This is a genomic window from Mesorhizobium sp. RIZ17 (assembly GCF_051127865.1).
Classification (GTDB): domain Bacteria; phylum Pseudomonadota; class Alphaproteobacteria; order Rhizobiales; family Rhizobiaceae; genus Mesorhizobium; species Mesorhizobium humile.
In genome coordinates, this window is record NZ_CP147861.1 from 4,247,728 (window position 1) to 4,268,487 (window position 20,760).

A 20,760-nucleotide genomic window follows, 5' to 3' on the forward strand; every position below is an offset into this window, starting at 1 on the left:
GGTGGCTCTGGCAGGATTTTCCGCTTTGCCGGCTGTGCTTGGAAAATTCGTTCTCCAATCACCTTGCGCCGCGCGGGTCTTGCATTGTTATCGGCGGCGCCGATCTGTTAGAACGCCCGCACGAAACAGTTTGTCCGAAGTGAAATCTGCGCCCGGGCGGCATGGAATTGCGCCTGCAATGCAAGATTTCCGCTCGACGGCACGAAAGAATGCTCGACGCTCCATGAATATCGCGCTCACGCATCTGCAGCGGCTCGAGGCCGAATCCATCCACATCTTCCGCGAGGTCGCGGCGTCTTTCTCCAAGCCGGTGATGCTCTATTCGGTCGGCAAGGATTCGTCCGTGCTGATGCATCTGGCGATGAAGGCCTTCTATCCGGCCAAGCCGCCTTTCCCGTTCCTCCATGTCGACACCACCTGGAAGTTCCGCGAGATGATCGCCTTTCGCGATCAGATGGCGCAGAAGCTCGGCTTCGACCTCCTGGTCCACGTCAATGAGGATGGCGTTCGCGAAGGCATCAACCCCTTCGACCATGGCTCCAACACCCACACCCATGTGATGAAGACGGTGGCGCTGCGCCAGGCGCTCGACAAATACGGCTTCGACGCGGCCTTCGGCGGCGCCCGCCGCGACGAGGAGAAGTCGCGCGCCAAGGAGCGCATCTTTTCCTTCCGCAACGCCCAGCATGCCTGGGACCCGAAGAACCAGCGGCCGGAAATGTGGAAGATCTTCAACACCCGCATCGCGCCGGGCGAGTCGATCCGCGTCTTCCCGCTGTCCAACTGGACCGAGCTCGATATCTGGCAGTACATCCTGCAGGAGAACATCCCGATCGTGCCGCTCTATTTCGCCAAGGAACGGCCGGTGGTCGAGCGCGACGGCATGCTGATCATGAAAGACGATGACCGCATGCAACTGCGCCCCGGCGAGGCGGTCGAGAACCGGCTGGTGCGCTTCCGCACGCTGGGCTGCTATCCGCTGACCGGCGCGATCGAGTCCGATGCCGACACGCTGGAAGCCATCGTCGGCGAGATGCTGACCGCCCGCACGTCCGAGCGCCAGGGCCGCCTCATCGACCGCGACGAGGCAGGCTCCATGGAAAAGAAGAAGCGCGAGGGTTATTTCTGATAATGCGCCACATCATGGCCAAGAGCCTCGCCCCGACCGATTCGATCCGCGACTACATGGCCGCGCAGGAGAAGAAGTCGCTGCTGCGCTTCCTCACCTGCGGCTCGGTCGACGACGGCAAGTCGACGCTGATCGGCCGGCTGCTCTCCGACACCAAGCAGATATTCGAGGACCAGCTTGCCGCGCTCGAGAAGGATTCGCGCAAGCACGGCACCACCGGCGACGACATCGACTTCGCGCTGCTGGTCGACGGGCTGGAGGCGGAGCGCGAGCAGGGCATCACCATCGACGTCGCCTACCGTTTCTTCGCCACGCCGAAGCGCAAGTTCATTGTCGCCGACACGCCCGGCCATGAGCAGTACACGCGCAACATGGCGACCGGCGCCTCGACCGCCGATCTCGCCATCGTGCTGATCGACGCACGCCAGGGCGTGCTGCGCCAGACCAGGCGCCATTCGATCATTGCCTCGCTGCTCGGCATCCGCCACATCGTTCTTGCGGTCAACAAGATCGACCTCGTCGGCTTCGACAAGGCCGTGTTCGACCAGATCGTCGCCGACTATGGCGAGTTCGCGAAAGACCTTGGCTTCGTGAGTGTCGTGCCGATCCCGATGTCGGCGCGCTTCGGCGACAACGTCACCAGCCGCTCGGAGCGCACGCCCTGGTATTCCGGGCCGTCGCTGATCGAGCATCTCGAAAACGTGTCGGTCGACGAGGCCGCCGTCGAGCTGCCTTTCCGCTTTCCTGTCCAATATGTGAACCGCCCGAACCTCGATTTCCGCGGCTTCGCCGGCACCATCGCTTCGGGCACGGTTTCGCAAGGAGACGAAGTCGTGGTCGCCAAGTCGGGCAAGGCGTCCCGGGTCAAGCGCATCGTCGCGCAGGGCGGCGATCTCGAGGAGGCGGTCGCCGGCCAGGCGATCACGCTGGTTCTCGAGGACGAGGTCGAGGTGTCGCGTGGCAATCTGCTGGTCTCGCCGGCCGCACGCCCGCAGGTCGCCGACCAGTTCGCCGCCAACATCGTCTGGTTTGACGAGCAGGCGCTCCTGCCCGGCCGCTCCTATGTGTTGCGCACCGAGACCGATCAGGTCAGCGCCACCGTCACCGATCTGAAATACCGGGTCAACGTCAACGACTTCGCGCATGAGGCGGCGAAGTCGCTCGACATCAACGAGGTCGGCGTCTGCAACCTCTCGACCCGCGCGCCGATCGCTTTCGATCCCTTCGCCGAGAACCGCACCACCGGCGCCTTCATCCTGATCGACCGCATCACCAACGCCACGGTCGGCGCCGGCATGATCCTGCATTCGTTGCGCCGTGCCGAAAACATCCATTGGCAGTCGCTCGACGTCGGCAAGCGTGGCCGCTCCGACCTGAAGAACCAGCGCCCGGCCGTGTTCTGGTTCACCGGGCTTTCGGGTTCCGGCAAGTCGACCATCGCCAACCTGTTCGAGAAGAAGCTGTTCGCGTCCGGGCGCCACACCTACATTCTTGACGGCGACAATGTCCGTCACGGCTTGAACCGCGATCTCGGCTTCACCGACGCCGACCGCGTGGAAAACATCCGCCGCGTCGCCGAGGTGGCGAAGCTGATGGCCGATGCCGGCCTGATCGTCATCGTTTCCTTCATCTCGCCCTTCGCCGCCGAACGGCGCGTGGCGCGCGAGCTGATGGCCGAGGGCGAGTTCGTAGAGGTCTTCGTCGACACGCCGTTCGAGGAATGCGCCCGCCGCGATCCGAAGGGTCTCTACGCGCGCGCCTTGAGCGGCGAGATCAAGAATTTCACCGGCGTCGATTCGCCCTATGAAGCGCCGCTGAATCCGGAAGTCCACCTCAAGACGCTCGGCAAGAAGCCCGAGGAGATGGCGGAAGCCCTGGAGCACTGGCTGAATGAGCGCGACATCGCCGAAGACCAATACGACAATGGCGGCGGTATCTGACGACGAGGCGATGCTCGGTGTCTTCGAGCGCCTGGCGCTCGAGGCCGGGCGCGAGGTGATGCGTGTCTTCCACGAAGGCTGCGCCGTCGACAGCAAGGCCGACGCTTCGCCGGTGACGGAAGCCGATCGCGAAAGCGAGAAGATCATCCTGGCCGGCCTGCGCGCCGCCTATCCGGACATCCCTTGTGTGGCCGAGGAAGAGGTGGCGGCGGGCATCGCAACGCCCGATCTCGACGGCGCCTTCTTCCTGATCGATCCGCTCGACGGCACCAAGGAATTCGTCAACCGCCGCACCGATTTCACCGTCAACATCGCGCTGGTCCGCCACGGCGCGCCGGAAGTCGGCGTCGTCTTCGCGCCGTGCACGGGACGCTTTTTCTCCGGGCGACCCGGCAAGGCCGAGTCACTCGAGGTCGATGCCGACTATCGCGTTCTCGGCCGCCGGCCGATCACGGTGCGGGCAGGGGGCACGCCGCTCGCCGTCGTCGCCAGCCGTTCGCACAACACGCCTGAAACCGATGCCTTCATCCGCGATCTCGGCGCCGCCGAGATCGTCTCGATCGGCTCGTCGCTGAAATTCTGCCTGCTCGCCGCTGCGGAAGCCGACGTCTATCCGCGCTTCGGCCGTACCATGGAGTGGGATACAGCGGCGGGCGACGCAGTGCTGCGCGCCGCCGGCGGCATGACGCGCACCCTGGACGGCCAGCCGCTCGTCTACGGCAAGCGCAACCAGGCGAGCGACAGCGATTTCGCCAATCCGCATTTCATTGCGACGGGGAAAACAACAGAGTCGGCTTGAAGCCTGCCTGCTCCGAGATTCTTCACACCCCCCTCTGTCCTGCCGGACATCTCCCCCGCAAGGGGGGAGATTGGCCGTCGCGTCGGCTTTCGCCAATCGCCAGCGTTAGGTGGGTGAATGCGGCGCTGAAGCTGCTGATCTCCCCCCTTGCGGGGGAGATGCCCGGCAGGGCAGAGGGGGGTGCCTCGCGCCGACGTCCCGACCTTACGCCGCCGCGACATGCGCCGAGTTCGAGCCGATGTAATTCCTGATCGTCTCGATAATCCGGTCCTGGTCGGCTTCGCTCAAATAGGCGTGCATCGGCAGGCAGAGGATCTGCTTCGGCAACTCCTCCGACACAGCCAAGCCGGTCGGCGTGCGCGGATAATCCTTGTAGGCTACCTGCTCGTGCAGCGGCTTCACGTAGTAGATCACCGACGGGATGCCTTTTTCACCGAGATGGGCCTTGAGCCCGTCGCGCTTCGGCGTTTCGATCGCATATTGCGCCCAGGCCGAGCGGCCGTGGCCGAGGTTGCGCGACGCTTTGACGATATCGCCGAGGCCCTTGGCATAGCGGTCGGCCACGACCTGGCGCGCCACCATCTCATCCTCGAGGATGGCGAGCTTTTCGATCAGGATCGCCGCCTGCAGCGTGTCAAGGCGCGAATTGATGCCGACGCGGACATTGTCGTATTGCGTCTCGCCCTTGCCGTGGAAGGCGAAGGAACGGAGCTTGTCGGCCAGCGCGCCGTCATTGGTGAACATGGCGCCGCCGTCGCCATAGCAGCCAAGCGGCTTGGCCGGATAGAAACTGGTCGAGCCGACATGGCCGAAGGCGCCGCACATCTTGGCGTCGGCGGAACCGCCGATCGCTGTGGTATCGGCGGAACCGCCCATCGACTGGGCGGCGTCCTCGATCACCAAAAGGTTCTCGCGCTTGGCGATCGCCATGATCGCCTCGTAGTCGGCGGCAAGACCGAACAGGTCGACAGGAATGATCGCCTTCGGCTTCAGCCTTCCTTCCTTCTTGATCATCGCGATCGCCGCCTCGAGGCTGGCGATGTCGATGTTGTAGGTATCGCGGTCGACGTCGACGAAGACAGGCTCGGCCTTGGCAAGCGCCACCACCTCGGCCGTCGCGGCGAAGGTGAAGCTCGGCACGAACACCGCATCGCCCGGGCCGATGCCGGCGGCAAACAGTGGCAGCAGCAGGGCATCGGTGCCGTTGGCGCAGGCGACCACATGCTTGACGCCGACATAGGCCGCGAGCTTGTTCTCGAATTCGGTGACCTGCGGGCCGAGGATATAGCGGCCTTCCTCGACGACTTTGTCGATGGCGACCTTCAGCCGGTCGCGGATACGTTCGCGCTGCGCGCCAAGATCGATGAACTGCATGTCGGCCTCGAAACTGCCTGTAAAAACCGGCCCGCTGGTAACAGACTTGGATCGGCTGAGAAAGCCGGTGGCGGCCAGGCGAAATTGCTTATGTGTCGCACCCGTTACGGATTTTGCCGGCGCAATGCCTGAAAAAGCCTGAAATCCGAGCTTTGAGGGGTGTTTCGCGGCTTGCCTTATCGCGACGTCCCATCGATGGGAAACATAAAGTGATCGGCCGGGGAGGGCAGTCTCACGCCCATCCCGCCGCCGGATCAGTCGATTTCGTTCCGCCAGGGCGGGTTGGCGCCGGCTCGCGAAACTGTCACTGCCGCCGCCTTGGCGCCAAGCTCCAGCGCCTTGCGGATCGCTTCTTCAGGCAGGTCGCCGATGGCGGCCTTGGTGAGCAGGCCCTGCTCATGCAGCGATGCCAGGATGCCGGCATTGAAGGTGTCGCCGGCGCCGACCGTGTCGACCACCTTCACCTTCCGCGGCATGACGGTGACCTTGTGCGACCTGCTGTAGCCGACGGCGCCTTCGCTGCCATGGGTGACGACGATCAGCTTGGGTCCGCGATCCAGCCAGTTGCGCACCACCTCCTCATGCGAGCCGGCCTCGTCGAACCATTTAAGGTCCTCGTCCGAGAGTTTCACGATGTCGGCCATCGCCATCATCTCGCGGATGCGCCGCAGATGCTTTGCCTTGTCCGGGATGAAGTTCGGCCGGATGTTGGGGTCGAGCATCATTACCCGGCTCTCGTGCTCGCGCCGCATGAACTCCTCATAGGCCGATCCGGCAGGTTCGGAGATCAGGCTGATGGCGCCGAACAGCATCGCCTCGATCTCGGCGCCGAGCTTCGGCAGGTCCTCGACGGTCAGCATGCGCCCGGCGGTATTCTCGTCATAGAAGGTGTAAGTCGCCTGGCCGTTGGTGAGCCGCACGAAGGCGAGCGTCGTCGGACGCGGCGAGGTGTGCGCATAGGTGGAACTCACCTTGCTGGCGCCGAGCGCTTCGCGGAACTGGCCGCCGAACAGGTCGGAGGAGAGGCCCGAGAAGAAGCCTGCCGGGGCGCCGAGCCGGCCGAGCGCGATCGCCGAGTTGAACACCGCGCCGCCGACATAGGGCGCGAAGGCCGCTTCGCCTTCCGTCGTGGTACGCGGCAGCATGTCGATCAGGGCTTCGCCACAGCAAAGGATCATGTCGTCTTGGTCTCCGGCGGATGGATCACGCCCTTGCGGATGATGATGTTGGCAAAGAGCCTGGGTTCGCTGGTCGCCACGATTGCGTGCGCGGCCTTGACGCGTGCATAGAAGTCGGGCCCGGCCAGCGCAACTACCTTATGGCCCGGCGCGCGCCTGGCGCAGACAGCTTCCATCTCGCGATGCACGGGGTCGGCCAGCGCCGGGTCGCCCTTCACCGAGGCACGGAACAATGCCTCCGGCACCGCTTCGTCCACCGGCAGCACGCTGAGCACGGCGTCGAGGACGGCTATAACGTCGTGGCCGTCCGCGCGGATCAGCCGCCGCGCCTGCTCCTCGGCCGGATAATTGCCGTCCACGATCGCGATCTCGTCGCCATGACCCATCGCCCTGAGCGTCGCCAGGAACTGTGGCCCGAGCAGCGACGGGATGCCGATCAGCATGTCAGGCGCCCCCGGACGTGTTCGGTCCGATCAGGAAGCGCTCGGAGAGCGGCAGGCTGGCGCCGCCCATGGCGCGTGCATGGATGCCGACCGTTCCCTCGCGCACGACAGGCAGCTTCAGTCCTTCGGCATCGATGCCGGCAATCGCTTCCGTGACGGCATCGACAAGCCGGCGCCGCACATCGAGCGGCATCCACCCGTCGATGACCGCCGCCTCGAAATCGATGACCGACGAGGCGGCGACGATGGCATAGGCGAGCGCCCGCGAGGCACTGGCGATCCACTCGTCGAGATCGGGGCCGATTTCGCCCCATTCTTGCGGCGAGGTCCACAGATAGGAGCCATCGATGCCCTTGGCGGAGATCGCCTTTTCCAGCATCGCGATCGAGGCGACGTCGATGAGCTGCGTCGGCTTGCCGTCCGGCCCCGGCACTGGCATCGAGCCCAGCGCGCCGGCGTTGCCGTTGGGCCCGCTGTAGAGGCGGCCGTTGAGCACGATGCCGCCGCCGGCAAAGGCGCCGATGTAGAAATAGACGAAATCGCGCGCTCCGCCCGCCCGCCCGAAGACGAGCTCCGCGCCACAGGCCGACGTCGCGTCGTTCTGCAGGTAGACAGGGAACTCGCACTGCGCCTGGATGTTGGCGCGGATATCGCGATGGCGCCATTCGTCCATGATCTCGCGCGGCGCGCCGGCCGTGTCGGCCCAGTTCCACAGCTCGAACGGCATGGCGATGCCGAGCCCGGCGATGCGCTTGTCCTGCGCCGGCGTCAGCTCGCCGCGCATCGTCTTGATGCCGGCAGTGACGAATTCGACGGTCTCGCGCGGTGCGGGGTAACGGTAGGAATGCTGCAGCATGGCGCGCACGTTGCCCAGGAAGTCGATCAGAACGAGCTCGGCCGAGCGCCGGCCGATCTTGAGGCCGATGAAAAAGGCGCCCTCCGGGTTGAGCGCCATCGGGATCGAAGGCTGGCCGATCTTGCCGCGCAGCGGCGCCTGGCGCACGAGCAGCTTGTCTTCCTCGAGCTCGCGCATGATCACCGACACGGTCTGGGCCGACAGCCCGGTCATGCGCGCGATGTCGGATTTGGCCAGGCTGCCATGCTGACGCACAAGGGACAGCACGAGCCGCTCATTGTGGTCGCGCATGCCGCTCTGGTTGGTGCCGCGATGCACCCGGCTTTCCAAAGCCTCGGGCGAACCGTGCCTCGCAATGCCGGTCTCCACCCTGTTCCTCCCGTCTGTTTCCCCTCGATGCTTTTCGTTTAGAATGAGTGAACAGCGCAAGAGTGTCAATAATAAATAAGAGTGATTTAATTATTGACAGCCGTTGCGGACTGGTGTTTTTTGAGGTGTGTCCACTCTGGGAGAAAATCGGTGGATGCGCTTGAGACGCCGGGTGGCCGGCGTCCGGAACAAGTTCCATTGGGAGGAAATCGTGACCAAGAAATCACTGCTGAAGTCCACTGTGTTCGCGGCTGCCGGCCTGGGTCTGATGGCGTTCGCTTCGTCGGCATCGGCCGCCGGCGTCGGCGCCTGCCTGATCACCAAGACCGACACCAACCCCTTCTTCGTCAAGATGAAGGAAGGCGCCACCGCCAAGGCTAAGGAACTGGGCGTCGATCTCAAGACCTATGCCGGCAAGATCGACGGCGACAGCGAGAGCCAGGTCGCCGCGATCGAAAGCTGCATCGCCGACGGCGCCAAGGGCATCCTGATCACGGCGTCCGACACCAAGGGCATCGTGCCGACTGTCAAGAAGGCCCGCGACGCCGGCCTGCTGGTGATCGCGCTCGACACTCCGCTCGATCCGATCGATGCCGCCGACGCCACCTTCGCCACCGACAATCTCGAGGCCGGCAAGCTGATCGGCGCCTGGGCTGCCGCTACGCTCGGCGACAAGGCCAAGGACGCCAAGATCGGCTTCCTCGACCTCACCCCGTCGCAGCCGACGGTCGACGTGTTGCGCGACCAGGGCTTCATGATGGGTTACGGCATTGACGTGAAGGATCCGAACAAGATCGGCGACGAGGTCGATCCGCGCATCGTTGGCCATGACGTGACCAACGGCAACGAAGAAGGCGGCCGCAAGGCGATGGAAAACCTTCTGCAGAAGGACAACACCATCAACGTCATCCACACCATCAACGAGCCCGCCGCTGTCGGCGCCTACCAGGCGCTCAAGGCAGTCGGTCTCGAAAAGCAGGTGCTGATCGTCTCGGTCGACGGCGGCTGCCCGGGCGTGAAGTCGGTTACCGAAGGCGTCATCGGTGCCACCTCGCAGCAATATCCGCTGCAGATGGCGGCGCTCGGCATCGAGGCGATCGCCAAATATGCCAAGGACGGCACCAAGCCGAAGCCGACCGAAGGCAAGAACTTCTTCGACACCGGCGTCAATCTCGTCACCGACAAGCCGGCCAAGGGCGTGAAGTCGATCGACACCAAGGAAGGCCTTGCCAAGTGCTGGGGCTGATGCTGGCCTGAATGGCTAATAAAGCTTGCGGCTGGGGCTTGATCCCCGGCCGCATCAGGTGGACGATGTGTCGCTATAAGCGCGAATAATCCCGGCGACAGACCGGAAAGGCGCGGACGGGCGTCGGCGAGTGGCTGACACCCTACGGGGAGAAAACATGGCTCAAGCTCAGGAATTCGAGAAGGTCCTCTCGGACAGCGACACCAGTGTTGCCGCTTTCGACGAGCACAAATCCTTCGTCAAACGCGCACAGCATTTCCTGCATTCCACGCCGGCGGCGGTGCCGCTGATCGTGCTGGTCCTGTCGATCATCATTTTCGGCATCGCTATCGGCGGACGTTTCTTTTCATCCTACACACTGACGCTGATCCTGCAGCAGATCGCCATCGTCGGCATTCTCGGCGCCGCCCAGACACTGGTCATCCTGACTGCCGGCATCGACCTGTCGATCGGGGTCATCATGGTGATCTCGGCCGTCATCATGGGCAATTGCGCGGTCAGCTACGGCATGCCGGCCGTGCTCGCCGTGGTCATCGGACTTGCCGCCGGTGCCGCTTGCGGCCTGCTCAACGGCCTGCTCGTTGCCTACATGAAACTGCCGCCCTTCATCGTCACGCTGGGCACCTGGAACATCGTCATGGCCACGAATTTCATCTATTCGGCCAATGAGACGATCCGCGACACCGACGTCGACACCCAGGCTCCGCTGCTGCATTTGTTCGCGCTGAGTTTCAGGGTCGGCAGCGCGGTGCTGACCGCCGGCGTGATCGCCATGGTCCTGCTCGTGCTGCTCCTCTGGTACGTTCTCAACCACACGGCCTGGGGCCGCCATGTCTATGCCGTGGGCGACGACCAGGAGGCGGCCAAGCTGTCGGGCATTCAGACCAAGAAGGTGCTGATGACCGTCTACACCCTTGCCGGGCTGATCGCCGCTTTCGCGGCCTGGGTTTCCATCGGCCGCAACGGTTCGATTTCGCCGTCCGCCGCCGTCACCGACTACAATCTGCAGGCGATCACCGCGACGGTGATCGGCGGTATATCGCTCTTTGGTGGCCGTGGCTCGATCCTCGGCACCCTGTTCGGCGCCATGATCGTCGGTGTGGTCTCGATGGGCCTCAATATGCTGGGCGCCGATCCGCAATGGAAGGTGCTGCTCACCGGCGTGCTGATCATCGGCGCCGTTGCGATCGACCAATGGATCAGAAAGGTTTCGGCATAATCATGACCCAGGAACCCATCCTCACCGCTCGTGGTCTGGTCAAGCGCTATGGCCGCGTCACTGCCCTCGATAATGCCGACTTCGACCTCTATCCGGGCGAGATCCTTGCCGTCATCGGCGATAATGGTGCCGGCAAGTCATCGCTGATCAAGGCGATTTCCGGCGCTGTCGTGCCCGATGAAGGCGAGATACGGCTCGAAGGCAAACCCGTCGCCTTCAAGTCGCCGATGGAGGCCCGGGAAGCCGGCATCGAGACCGTCTACCAGAACCTGGCCCTGTCGCCGGCGCTGTCGATCGCCGACAACATGTTCCTCGGCCGGGAAATCCGCAAACCCGGTCCGCTCGGCAGCTGGTTTCGCATGCTCGACCGTCCGGCGATGGAAAAGCGCGCCCGCGACAAGCTCACCGAGCTTGGCTTGATGACCATCCAGAACATCAGCCAGGCGGTGGAAACGTTGTCGGGCGGCCAGCGCCAGGGTGTCGCGGTGGCACGCGCCGCGGCCTTCGGCAGCCGCGTCGTCATCATGGACGAGCCGACGGCCGCCCTTGGAGTGAAGGAAAGCCGACGGGTGCTCGAACTGATCCTCGACGTCAAGAAGCGCGGCCTGCCGATCGTGCTTATCTCGCACAACATGCCGCATGTCTTCGAAGTGGCGGATCGCGTTCACATACACCGTCTCGGAAAGCGCCTTTGCGTCGTCGATCCGAAGCAGATTTCCATGTCGGATGCCGTCGCTCTCATGACCGGCGCCAAGAAGCCCCCGGAGGATGCTCTGGCGGCTTGATCTGCCTCGATGGGTAGATCGCCGCAGGGGATCGGATGAGTCGATCGTCTAAATCGATTGAATGTATGCTGCGATGCGGTACGATGGGCTGGGAGAAACGATGAAAGCCGGTATGATCGTAGCAAAATCACGAGAGGCGAAATGACATCGGCCATGACGATCGAAGTCCCTGTTCTCGACAATCCAGACCCCAAGACCCTTGCTGAAGAAGTCTTGATGTCGCTTAAATACCGGGTTGGCAAGGACACCACCGTCGCCACGCCCTATGACTGGCTGACCGCCTCGATCAAGGTGGTGCGCGACCGCATCGTCGACCACTGGATGCAGGCGACCAAGGAAGCCTACGACCAGCAGGAAAAGCGCGTCTATTACCTTTCGCTCGAATTCCTCATCGGTCGCCTGATGCGCGACGCCTTCTCCAATCTCGGCCTGATGGAGAACATGCGCGAGGCGCTGTCCTCGCTTGGCGTCGATCTCGATCTCATCGCCGCGCTGGAACCGGACGCGGCACTCGGCAATGGCGGTCTTGGCCGGCTTGCCGCCTGCTTCATGGAAAGCATGGCGACCGTCGACATCCCCGCCCATGGCTACGGCATCCGCTACGCCAACGGTATGTTCCGCCAGGAGATCCACGGCGGCTGGCAGGTCGAGCTGCCTGAGACCTGGCTCGATCACGGCAATCCCTGGGAGTTCGAGCGGCGCGAGCGCTCCTTCGAGGTCGGCTTCGGCGGTTCGGTGGAATCGATCACCTCCAAGGACGGTCGGCTCGAACGCCACGTCTGGAAGCCGACCGAGCATGTGCTGGCCGTCGCCTACGACACGCCGGTGGCCGGCTGGCATGCCAGGCGCGTCAACACGCTGAGACTCTGGTCCGGCATGCCGATCGACCCGATCCTGCTCGACAAGTTCAACGCCGGCGACCACATCGGCGCGCTGGCCGAGAGCAACAAAGCCGACGCGCTGTCGCGCGTGCTCTATCCGGCCGATTCCCACATGGCCGGGCAGGAGCTGCGGCTGCGGCAGGAGTATTTCTTCTCCACCGCCTCGCTGCAGGACATCGTTCAGCGTCATCTCAGCCAGTATGGCGACCTGAAATCGCTGCCCGACAAAGCGGCGATCCACCTCAACGACACCCATCCCGCGGTCGCCGTGCCGGAATTGATGCGGCTCCTGATGGACGTTCACGGCATGGACTTCGACCAGGCCTGGGACATCACCAAGCGCACCTTCGGCTACACCAACCACACGCTGCTGCCCGAAGCGCTGGAAAGCTGGCCGGTGCCGCTGTTCGAACGGCTTTTGCCGCGCCACATGCAGATCGTCTACGCCATCAATGCGCAGGTGCTGCTCGAGGCCCGCGCCACCAACCAGTTCTCGGGCGATCAGATCGCCCGCATCTCGCTGATCCAGGAAAACGGCGACCGCCGCGTGCGCATGGGTAATCTGGCCTTCGTCGGCTCGCATTCCATCAACGGCGTCTCGGCCCTCCACACCGAGCTGATGAAGGAGACGGTGTTCGCCGATCTCCACAAGCTCTATCCCGACCGCATCAACAACAAGACCAATGGCATCACGCCCAGGCGCTGGCTGATCCAGTGCAATCCCGGCCTGACCGCGCTTGCCCGCGAGGCGATCGGCGACCGCTTCATGGACGACATCGAGGCGATCAAGGATCTCGATCCGCTCGCCGACGACGCGGCTTTCCGCGAAAAATTCGCCGCCGTGAAGCGGCAGAACAAGGTGAAGCTCGCCAATTTGATTGCCGACCGCCTGGGCATTCGGCTCGACCCGTCGGCGCTGTTCGACATCCAGGTCAAGCGCATCCACGAATATAAGCGCCAGCTGCTCAACATCCTCGAAGCGATCGCGCTCTACGACCAGATCCGCTCGCATCCCGAGCGGGACTGGATGCCGCGCGTCAAGATCTTCGGCGGCAAGGCGGCGCCGAGCTACCACAACGCCAAGCTGATCATCAAACTGGCCAACGACGTCGCGAAAGTCATCAACGGCGACCCGTCGGTGCGCGGCCTGCTGAAGGTCGTGTTCGTGCCGAACTACAATGTCAGCCTGGCCGAAGTGCTGATGCCCGCCGCCGACCTTTCCGAGCAGATATCGACCGCCGGCATGGAAGCATCCGGCACCGGCAACATGAAGTTTGGCATGAACGGCGCGCTCACCATCGGCACGCTCGACGGCGCCAATGTCGAGATGAAGGAACATGTCGGCGACGACAACATCTTCATCTTCGGCCTCACCACCGCCGAGGTCGCCGAACGACGCAGCAATGGCTACAACCCGCGCGGCATCATCGAGGCGTCACCTGAATTGTCGCAGGCCGTAGCGGCGATCTCGTCCGGCGTCTTCTCGCCCGACGACCCCGATCGCTACCGCGACCTCATGAACGGGCTCTACAGCAGCGACTGGTTCATGGTGGCGGCCGACTTCGATTCCTACGCCGCCTGCCAGCGCGAGGTGGACCGCGTCTGGCGCGACAGCCCCGACTGGAACGCGCGCGCCATCCACAACGTTGCCCGCATGGGCTGGTTCTCGTCCGATCGCACAATCCGCCAATATGCGAAAGAAATCTGGAACGTACCCGTCTGATATGATTGCATGAGGCTACGAACAATGTGGCCCAGGTGTCTTCTGTCCAATTGTGCTGGGCGGGCGCACCCAAAACAAAGGTGCCCGGGGAGGGCGACCGCTTGATGAGGAAGCCGCGCGCGACCGCTGCGACAAGCGGGCCGGACGGACTGGCGCCAGCCGGCGATGTCGCGGCGATTGTCGCCGGAACGCATGGCGATCCTTTCGCGGTCCTGGGCGTGCAGGAAGCCGGCAAAGGCTTCGTCGCCCGCTGCTTCGTGCCCAACGCCGAATTCGTCACCGCCTATACGCTGACCGGCAAGGAGGCCGGCGAGCTCTCCCGCCGTGACGACGCCGGCTTCTTCGAGGGCAAGATCTCGATCCGCAAGCGCCAGCCGCTGCGCTATCACGCCAGGAATGCCGGCGGCGACTGGTGGCTGACCGATCCCTATTCCTTCGGCCCGGTATTGGGTCCGATGGACGACTATTACATGGCCGAGGGCTCTCATCTCAGGCTCTTCGACAAGCTCGGCGCCCACATCATCGAACACGAGGGCGCCACCGGCGTGCATTTCGCCGTCTGGGCGCCGAACGCGAGGCGCGTCTCCGTGGTCGGCGCCTTCAATGACTGGGACGGCCGCCGCGACACCATGCGCGACCGCAAGGACACCGGCATCTGGGAATTGTTCATTCCCGATCTCGGCGCGGGGCAGCCCTACAAGTTCGAGATCATCGGGCCCGACGGCGTGCGCCTGCCGCTCAAGGCCGATCCGTTCGCCTTCGAGTCGGAACTGCGCCCGGCCACCGCCTCGGTGACGGCGCCGCCGATCGCGCATCGCTGGGGCGACGAGGCGCATCGCGGTTTCTGGCAAAAGGCCGATCCCAGGCGCGAGGCGATCTCGATCTATGAGGTCCACGCCGGCTCCTGGCAGCGCCGCGACGACGGCACGTTCCTCTCCTGGGACGAGCTCGCCGCGCGGCTGATCCCCTACGTGATCGACACCGGCTTCACCCATATCGAGTTCCTGCCGATCTCGGAGCACCCCTACGACCCGTCCTGGGGCTACCAGACCACCGGCCTCTACGCCCCGACGGCCCGCTTCGGCGATCCGGACGGCTTTGCCCGCTTCGTCGACGGCGCGCACCGCGCCGGCGTCGGCGTCATCCTCGACTGGGTGCCGGCGCATTTCCCGGTCGACGAGCATGGGCTGGTGAAGTTCGACGGCACGGCGCTCTACGAACATGCCGACCCGCGCCAGGGTTTTCACCCCGACTGGAACACCGCCATCTACAATTTCGGCCGCCGCGAGGTGGTGTCGTTCCTGGTCAACAACGCGCTGTTCTGGGCCGAGAAATACCATGTCGACGGCCTGCGCGTCGACGCGGTCGCCTCGATGCTCTACCTCGATTATTCGCGCAAGGCGGGCGAGTGGATCCCCAACGAGAAGGGCGGGCGCGAGAACCTCGAAGCGGTCAGTTTCCTGCAGAAGATGAACAAGGAGGTCTACGGCCACCATCCCGGCGTGATGACGATCGCCGAGGAGTCGACCTCGTGGCCGAAAGTGTCGCGCCCTGTGCATGAAGGCGGCCTCGGCTTCGGCTTCAAGTGGAACATGGGCTTCATGCACGACACGCTGGAGTATCTCTCCAAGGAGCCTATCTTCCGCAAGCACCATCACAACGACATCACCTTCGGCCTGGTCTACGCGTTCTCGGAGAATTTCGTGCTGCCGCTGTCGCATGACGAGGTCGTGCACGGCAAAGGCACGCTGCTCAACAAGATGGCCGGCGACGACTGGCAGAAGTTTGCCACCCTGCGCGCCTATTACGCCTTCATGTGGGGCTATCCCGGCAAGAAGCTGTTGTTCATGGGCCAGGAATTCGCCCAGCGCCGCGAGTGGAGCGAGGAGCGCGCGCTCGATTGGAACCTGCTCGAATTCGCACCGCATCGCGGCGTCTGGCAGACGGTGCGCGACCTGAACTACCTCTATCGTTCGCGCCCGGCGCTGCATGCGCGCGACTGCGAGCCGGAAGGCTTCTCCTGGCTGATCGTCGACGACCGCGACAATTCGGTCTTCGCATGGCTGCGCAGCGCGCCGGACGGCAATCCGATTGCCGTCATCTCCAATTTTACGCCGGTGCCGCGCGAGAACTATCGCGTGCCGCTGCCGAAGGCGGGAAAGTGGCGCGAAATCATCAATACCGACGCCGAGGTCTATGGCGGCTCCGGCATGGGTAATGGCGGCATGGTCGAGGCGAGCGGGGAAGGAGGCGGCGTATCGGCGACGATGCTTTTGCCGCCGCTGTCGACGATCATGCTGGAATTCGTCACGGATTGAAGCAGATGATGTCTCATCCTGCTCTTGCAACGATCCGGGCAGCTTGTTTGGGAGGGTAACAAAATGGCAGAGATCAAAAGAACCCAGCCGCTGGCACGCGATGCCATGGCCTATGTGCTGGCCGGCGGCCGCGGCAGCCGCCTCAAGGAGCTGACCGACCGGCGCGCCAAGCCAGCGGTCTATTTCGGCGGCAAGACGCGCATCATCGATTTTGCCCTGTCCAATGCGCTCAACTCCGGCATCCGCCGCCTCGGCGTCGCCACCCAGTACAAGGCGCATTCGCTGATCCGCCACCTGCAGCGCGGCTGGAACTTCCTGCGGCCCGAGCGAAACGAAAGCTTCGACATCCTGCCTGCATCGCAGCGCGTCTCGGAAACGCAGTGGTATGAAGGTACAGCCGACGCCGTCTACCAGAACATCGACATCATCGAGGCCTACGGCCCCGAATACATGGTCATCCTCGCCGGCGACCACATCTACAAGATGGACTACGAGCTGATGCTGCGCCAGCATGTCGACGCCGGCGCCGATGTCACCGTCGGCTGTCTCGAAGTGCCGCGCATGGAGGCGACCGGCTTCGGCGTCATGCATGTCGACAAGAAGGACAACATCATCGCCTTCGTCGAGAAGCCGGCCGATCCGCCGGGCATTCCCGACAAGCCGGAATTCGCCCTGGCCTCGATGGGCATCTATGTCTTCAAGACCAAGTTCCTGATGGAACAGTTGCGCCGCGACGCCGCCGAACCCGGCTCCAGCCGCGACTTCGGCAAGGACATCATCCCCTACATCGTCCAGCACGGTAAGGCGATCGCCCATCGCTTCGCCAAATCCTGCGTGCGCTCCTCGCATGAGTCCGAACCCTATTGGCGCGACGTCGGAACGGTGGACGCCTATTGGGAAGCCAACATCGACTTGACCGACATCACGCCCGAGCTCGACCTCTACGACCGCGACTGGCCGATCTGGACCTATGCCGAATTGAAGCCGCCGGCAAAGTTCGTGCATGACGAGGACGGCCGACGCGGCGAGGCGATCTCCTCGCTGGTCTCCGGCGACTGCATCGTCTCTGGCGCCTCGCTGCGCCGCAGCCTGATCTTCACCGGCGCGCGCATCAATTCCTATTCGAAGCTCGAGGAAGTGGTGATGCTGCCCGACGTCACTGTCGGCCGCAACGCGCATCTCAAGCGCGTCGTCATTGATCACGGCGTCCACATCCCGGAAGGATTGGTGGTGGGCGAGGACCCGGCGCTCGACGCCAAGCGCTTCCGTGTATCGGAAAAAGGCATCTGCCTGATCACGCAAGATATGATCAACAAGTTGTCAGTTTGATCAACAAGTTGTCAGCTTGATCGACAAACTGTCACTTTAAGATCGGAATGTGGAGCGCATGCAGGTTCTGTCGGTCACGCCCGAAATCTTTCCGCTGATCAAGACCGGCGGGCTTGCCGACGTGACCGGCGCCTTGCCGATCGCGTTGGCCGGCAAGGGCGTGGCGATGCGCACGCTGATCCCCGGCTATCCCGTCGTGATGGCGGCCTTCGCCAAGAAGAAGGCCGTCTACCAGTATCCGCTGCTGCAGGGCGGCAAAGCTTCGATTCATGCCGTCAAGGTCGGCGATCTCGACCTCTTCGTGCTTGACGCGCCGCATCTCTTCGATCGCCAGGGCGGCCCTTACGGCACCGCCTCCGGCGCCGACTGGCCGGACAACTGGCGCCGCTTCGCGGCCTTGAGCCAGGTTGGCGGCGACATTGCCGGCGGTGCGATCTCCGGTTACCAGCCCGATATCGTGCATGCCCATGACTGGCAGTCGGCGATGACGCTTGCCTATATGCGCTACGGCAAGGCCGTCGGCGTGCCGTCGCTGATCACCGTGCACAACCTTGCCTTCCAGGGCCAGTTCGGCGCCGGCATCTTCGGCGAGCTCGGCCTGCCGGCGGTGGCCATGCAGCTCGACGGCGTCGAATATTATGGCGGCGTCGGCTTTCTCAAGGCCGGCCTCCAGGCTGCCTGGGCGATCACCACGGTCAGCCCGACCTATGCGCAGGAAATCCGCTTGCCCGAATTCGGCATGGGTCTCGACGGGCTGATCAACATGCGCTCAACCGACCTCTACGGCATCGTCAACGGCATCGACGTCGATATCTGGAATCCCGAGACCGACAAGCACCTGGTCGCCAATTATTCGGCCGAGAAGCTTGCGGCGAGGGCCAAGAACCGCAAGGCGGTCGAAGAGCGCTTCGGTCTGGAGGCGGACGGCAGCCCGATCGTCTGCGTCATCAGCCGGCTGACCTGGCAGAAGGGCATGGACATCCTCGCCGCGGTCGTCGACGGCATCGTCGCCGCCGGCGCGCGCCTTGCGATCCTCGGCTCGGGCGATGCCGGTCTCGAGGGCACGCTGCTTGCCGCCGCAGCCCGCCATCGCGGTCGCGTCGGCGTCGTCGTCGGTTACGACGAAGGCCTTTCGCATGTCATGCAGGGCGGCTGCGACGCCATCATCATCCCGTCCCGCTTCGAGCCGTGCGGGCTCACCCAGCTCTATGGCCTGCGCTATGGCTGCGTGCCGGTCGTCGCCCGTACCGGCGGGTTGGCCGACACGATCATCGACGCCAATGAGGCCGCCTTGTCGGCTGGTGTCGCCACCGGTTTCCAGTTCGCGCCCAACAATGGCGGCGCGATGCTGCATGCCATCCAGCGGCTGGTCGAGGTGCATGCGCGGCCCGCGACCTGGGCCTCGATCCAGCGGCAGGGCATGAAGGCCGATGTCTCCTGGGACAAGAGCGCCGAAAAATACGTCGAACTCTATCGCTTGCTGCTTTCGAAAAGGGCTGCCTGAGGCATGATCAAAACCGTCCCCACCAAACCCTATACCGACCAGAAGCCTGGCACGTCGGGCCTGCGCAAGAAAGTGCCGGTGTTCCAGCAGGAGCACTATGCCGAGAACTTCATCCAGTCGATCTTCGATGCGCTGGACGGTTTTCAGGGCAAGACGCTGGTGATTGGCGGCGACGGCCGCTTCTACAACCGCGAGGTCATCCAGAAGGCCATCGCGATTGCCGCCGGCAATGGATTCGGCAAGGTGATGGTCGGGCAGGGCGGTATTCTGTCGACCCCCGCCGCCTCCAACATCATCCGCAAATACAAGACCTTCGGCGGCATCATCCTGTCGGCCAGCCACAATCCCGGCGGCCCGCACGAGGATTTCGGCATCAAGTACAATGCCGGCAATGGCGGCCCGGCGCCTGAAAAGATCACCGACGCGATCTTCGCCAAGTCGAAGGAGATCAAGAGCTTCAAGATCGCCGAGATCGGCGAGATCGACATCGACACCATCGGCACCGTCAAGGCCGGCGACATGACGGTCGAGATCTTCGACCCGGTCAAGGATTATGCCGAATTGATGGAAAGCCTGTTCGACTTCGATGCGCTGAGGAAGCTCTTCAAGTCGGGCTTCCGCATGCGTTTCGACGCCATGCACGCGGTGACCGGCCCCTATGCCAAGGAGATCATCGAGCACCGCCTCGGCGCCCCGGACGGCACCTGCCGCAACTTCAAGCCACTGCCGGATTTCGGCGGCCACCATCCCGACCCGAACCTTGTGCACGCAAAGCATCTCTATGACGAGATGATGGGCCCCGATGCGCCGGATTTCGGCGCGGCGTCCGACGGCGACGGCGACCGCAATTTGATCATCGGCAGAGGCATCTTCGTCACGCCGTCGGATTCGGTGGCGATGCTTGCCGCCAATGCCAAGCTGGCGCCAGGCTACAAGGACGGCCTCAAGGGCATTGCCCGTTCGATGCCGACCAGTGGTGCTGCCGACCGCGTCGCCGAAAAGCTCGGCGTCGGCATCTATGAGACGCCGACCGGCTGGAAGTTCTTCGGCAACCTGCTCGACGCCGGCATGGCCACCATCTGCGGCGAGGAAAGCGCCGGCACCGGCTCCAACCATGTGCGCGAGAAGGACGGGTTGTGGGCGGTGCTTTTGTGGCTCAACATCCTCGCCGCGCGCGGCGAGAGCTGCAAGCAGATCGTCACCGAGCACTGGGCGACCTACGGCCGCAACTACTATTCGCGCCACGACTATGAGGAGGTCGAGAGCGACCGCGCCAACGCGCTGGTCGACGAGCTGCGCGCCAAGCTTAACTCGCTGCCAGGCACCAGCGTGCGCGGCCTCAAGATCGCCAAGGCCGACGACTTTGCCTATCACGACCCGGTCGACGGCTCGGTGAGCGAGCATCAGGGCATACGAATCCTGTTCGAGGGCGGCTCGCGCGTCGTGCTGCGCCTCTCGGGCACCGGCACGTCGGGCGCGACGCTGCGCGTCTATATCGAGCGCTACGAGCCGGACAAGGCGCGGCATGACCTCGACACGCAGGAAGCGCTGGCCGATCTCATCGCCGCCGCCGACGACATCGCCGGCATCAAGAGCCACACCGGCCGCAACAAGCCGAGCGTGATTACTTGAGGGTGGCGGCGCCGCGCGGCTCCCCCTTCTCCCCT

At 63.9% G+C, this 20,760-nt stretch carries 15 protein-coding genes; 11 read left to right on the forward strand and 4 right to left on the reverse strand.

Annotation, left to right across the window (positions count from 1 at the left end):
• Positions 1-223 precede the first annotated feature (223 nt).
• From cysD to cysQ, 3 genes are read left to right on the forward strand one after another with little or no spacing between them, the layout of a single operon-like run.
• On the forward strand, positions 224-1,129 hold the full coding sequence (gene cysD / locus WDX12_RS20260) for a sulfate adenylyltransferase subunit CysD (protein ID WP_246672342.1): 906 nt from the start codon (positions 224-226) through the stop codon (positions 1,127-1,129).
• 2 nt (positions 1,130-1,131) lie between these two features.
• Positions 1,132-3,069, forward strand: coding sequence for a sulfate adenylyltransferase subunit CysN (cysN, locus tag WDX12_RS20265; RefSeq protein WP_434721761.1), 1,938 nt, complete (start codon positions 1,132-1,134; stop codon positions 3,067-3,069).
• A 10-nt stretch (positions 3,070-3,079) separates the two neighbouring features.
• Positions 3,080-3,868: a 3'(2'),5'-bisphosphate nucleotidase CysQ gene (cysQ, locus tag WDX12_RS20270; RefSeq protein WP_434725681.1), complete on the forward strand. Its 789-nt coding sequence runs from the start codon at positions 3,080-3,082 to the stop codon at positions 3,866-3,868.
• Positions 3,869-4,072: 204 nt separating this feature from the next.
• Here the strand turns inward: cysQ and WDX12_RS20275 are convergent, their stop codons facing one another.
• The 4 genes from WDX12_RS20275 to WDX12_RS20290 all read right to left on the reverse strand — a co-directional run bounded on the left by WDX12_RS20275 (position 4,073) and on the right by WDX12_RS20290 (position 8,088).
• On the reverse strand, positions 4,073-5,242 hold the full coding sequence (locus tag WDX12_RS20275; RefSeq protein WP_434721762.1) for a DegT/DnrJ/EryC1/StrS family aminotransferase: 1,170 nt from the start codon (positions 5,240-5,242) through the stop codon (positions 4,073-4,075).
• A 254-nt stretch (positions 5,243-5,496) separates the two neighbouring features.
• On the reverse strand, positions 5,497-6,420 hold the full coding sequence (locus WDX12_RS20280) for a carbohydrate kinase family protein (protein ID WP_434721763.1): 924 nt from the start codon (positions 6,418-6,420) through the stop codon (positions 5,497-5,499).
• A complete protein-coding gene (locus tag WDX12_RS20285; protein WP_320294842.1) occupies positions 6,417-6,863 on the reverse strand; it encodes an RbsD/FucU family protein in 447 nt (148 codons plus the stop codon). The genes WDX12_RS20280 and WDX12_RS20285 overlap by 4 nt, the downstream gene beginning before the upstream one ends.
• 1 nt (position 6,864) lies before the next feature.
• Positions 6,865-8,088: an ROK family transcriptional regulator gene (locus WDX12_RS20290; protein WP_320294843.1), complete on the reverse strand. Its 1,224-nt coding sequence runs from the start codon at positions 8,086-8,088 to the stop codon at positions 6,865-6,867.
• A 268-nt stretch (positions 8,089-8,356) separates the two neighbouring features.
• Between WDX12_RS20290 and WDX12_RS20295 the strand changes: the two genes are divergently transcribed.
• From WDX12_RS20295 to WDX12_RS20330, 8 genes are all read left to right on the forward strand, one after another.
• Entirely contained in the window at positions 8,357-9,334 is a 978-nt protein-coding gene (locus WDX12_RS20295; protein ID WP_434725682.1) for a sugar ABC transporter substrate-binding protein, read from the forward strand.
• Positions 9,335-9,491: 157 nt separating this feature from the next.
• The gene (locus WDX12_RS20300) at positions 9,492-10,553 is read left to right on the forward strand and encodes an ABC transporter permease (RefSeq protein WP_320294844.1); all 1,062 of its coding nucleotides are present in this window, start codon (positions 9,492-9,494) and stop codon (positions 10,551-10,553) included.
• A gap of 2 nt (positions 10,554-10,555) precedes the next feature.
• On the forward strand, positions 10,556-11,338 hold the full coding sequence (locus WDX12_RS20305; protein ID WP_320294845.1) for an ATP-binding cassette domain-containing protein: 783 nt from the start codon (positions 10,556-10,558) through the stop codon (positions 11,336-11,338).
• A gap of 141 nt (positions 11,339-11,479) precedes the next feature.
• Complete coding sequence (locus tag WDX12_RS20310; RefSeq protein ID WP_434721764.1) at positions 11,480-13,942, forward strand: glycogen/starch/alpha-glucan phosphorylase; 2,463 nt, start codon at positions 11,480-11,482, stop codon at positions 13,940-13,942.
• 104 nt (positions 13,943-14,046) lie between these two features.
• Positions 14,047-16,260, forward strand: a complete 2,214-nt coding sequence (gene glgB / locus WDX12_RS20315) for a 1,4-alpha-glucan branching protein GlgB (protein WP_434721765.1) — start codon at positions 14,047-14,049, stop codon at positions 16,258-16,260.
• Positions 16,261-16,323: 63 nt separating this feature from the next.
• Positions 16,324-17,589, forward strand: a complete 1,266-nt coding sequence (gene glgC / locus WDX12_RS20320; protein WP_320294848.1) for a glucose-1-phosphate adenylyltransferase — start codon at positions 16,324-16,326, stop codon at positions 17,587-17,589.
• 58 nt (positions 17,590-17,647) lie between these two features.
• A complete protein-coding gene (glgA, locus tag WDX12_RS20325) occupies positions 17,648-19,093 on the forward strand; it encodes a glycogen synthase GlgA (protein WP_320294849.1) in 1,446 nt (481 codons plus the stop codon).
• A 3-nt stretch (positions 19,094-19,096) separates the two neighbouring features.
• Positions 19,097-20,725, forward strand: a complete 1,629-nt coding sequence (locus WDX12_RS20330; RefSeq protein WP_320294850.1) for an alpha-D-glucose phosphate-specific phosphoglucomutase — start codon at positions 19,097-19,099, stop codon at positions 20,723-20,725.
• Positions 20,726-20,760: the final 35 nt, after the last annotated feature.

Bases quoted from the DNA above. Each gene is read 5' to 3' on its own strand.
- cysD (WP_246672342.1), top strand. From the start codon at position 224: ATGAATATCGCGCTCACGCATCTGCAGCGGCTCGAGGCCGAATCCATC.
- cysN (WP_434721761.1), top strand. From the start codon at position 1,132: ATGCGCCACATCATGGCCAAGAGCCTCGCCCCGACCGATTCGATCCGC.
- cysQ (WP_434725681.1), top strand. From the start codon at position 3,080: ATGCTCGGTGTCTTCGAGCGCCTGGCGCTCGAGGCCGGGCGCGAGGTG.
- WDX12_RS20275 (WP_434721762.1), bottom strand. From the start codon at position 5,242: ATGCAGTTCATCGATCTTGGCGCGCAGCGCGAACGTATCCGCGACCGG.
- WDX12_RS20280 (WP_434721763.1), bottom strand. From the start codon at position 6,420: ATGATCCTTTGCTGTGGCGAAGCCCTGATCGACATGCTGCCGCGTACC.
- WDX12_RS20285 (WP_320294842.1), bottom strand. From the start codon at position 6,863: ATGCTGATCGGCATCCCGTCGCTGCTCGGGCCACAGTTCCTGGCGACG.
- WDX12_RS20295 (WP_434725682.1), top strand. From the start codon at position 8,357: ATGGCGTTCGCTTCGTCGGCATCGGCCGCCGGCGTCGGCGCCTGCCTG.
- WDX12_RS20300 (WP_320294844.1), top strand. From the start codon at position 9,492: ATGGCTCAAGCTCAGGAATTCGAGAAGGTCCTCTCGGACAGCGACACC.
- WDX12_RS20305 (WP_320294845.1), top strand. From the start codon at position 10,556: ATGACCCAGGAACCCATCCTCACCGCTCGTGGTCTGGTCAAGCGCTAT.
- WDX12_RS20310 (WP_434721764.1), top strand. From the start codon at position 11,480: ATGACATCGGCCATGACGATCGAAGTCCCTGTTCTCGACAATCCAGAC.
- glgB (WP_434721765.1), top strand. From the start codon at position 14,047: ATGAGGAAGCCGCGCGCGACCGCTGCGACAAGCGGGCCGGACGGACTG.
- glgC (WP_320294848.1), top strand. From the start codon at position 16,324: ATGGCAGAGATCAAAAGAACCCAGCCGCTGGCACGCGATGCCATGGCC.
- glgA (WP_320294849.1), top strand. From the start codon at position 17,648: ATGCAGGTTCTGTCGGTCACGCCCGAAATCTTTCCGCTGATCAAGACC.
- WDX12_RS20330 (WP_320294850.1), top strand. From the start codon at position 19,097: ATGATCAAAACCGTCCCCACCAAACCCTATACCGACCAGAAGCCTGGC.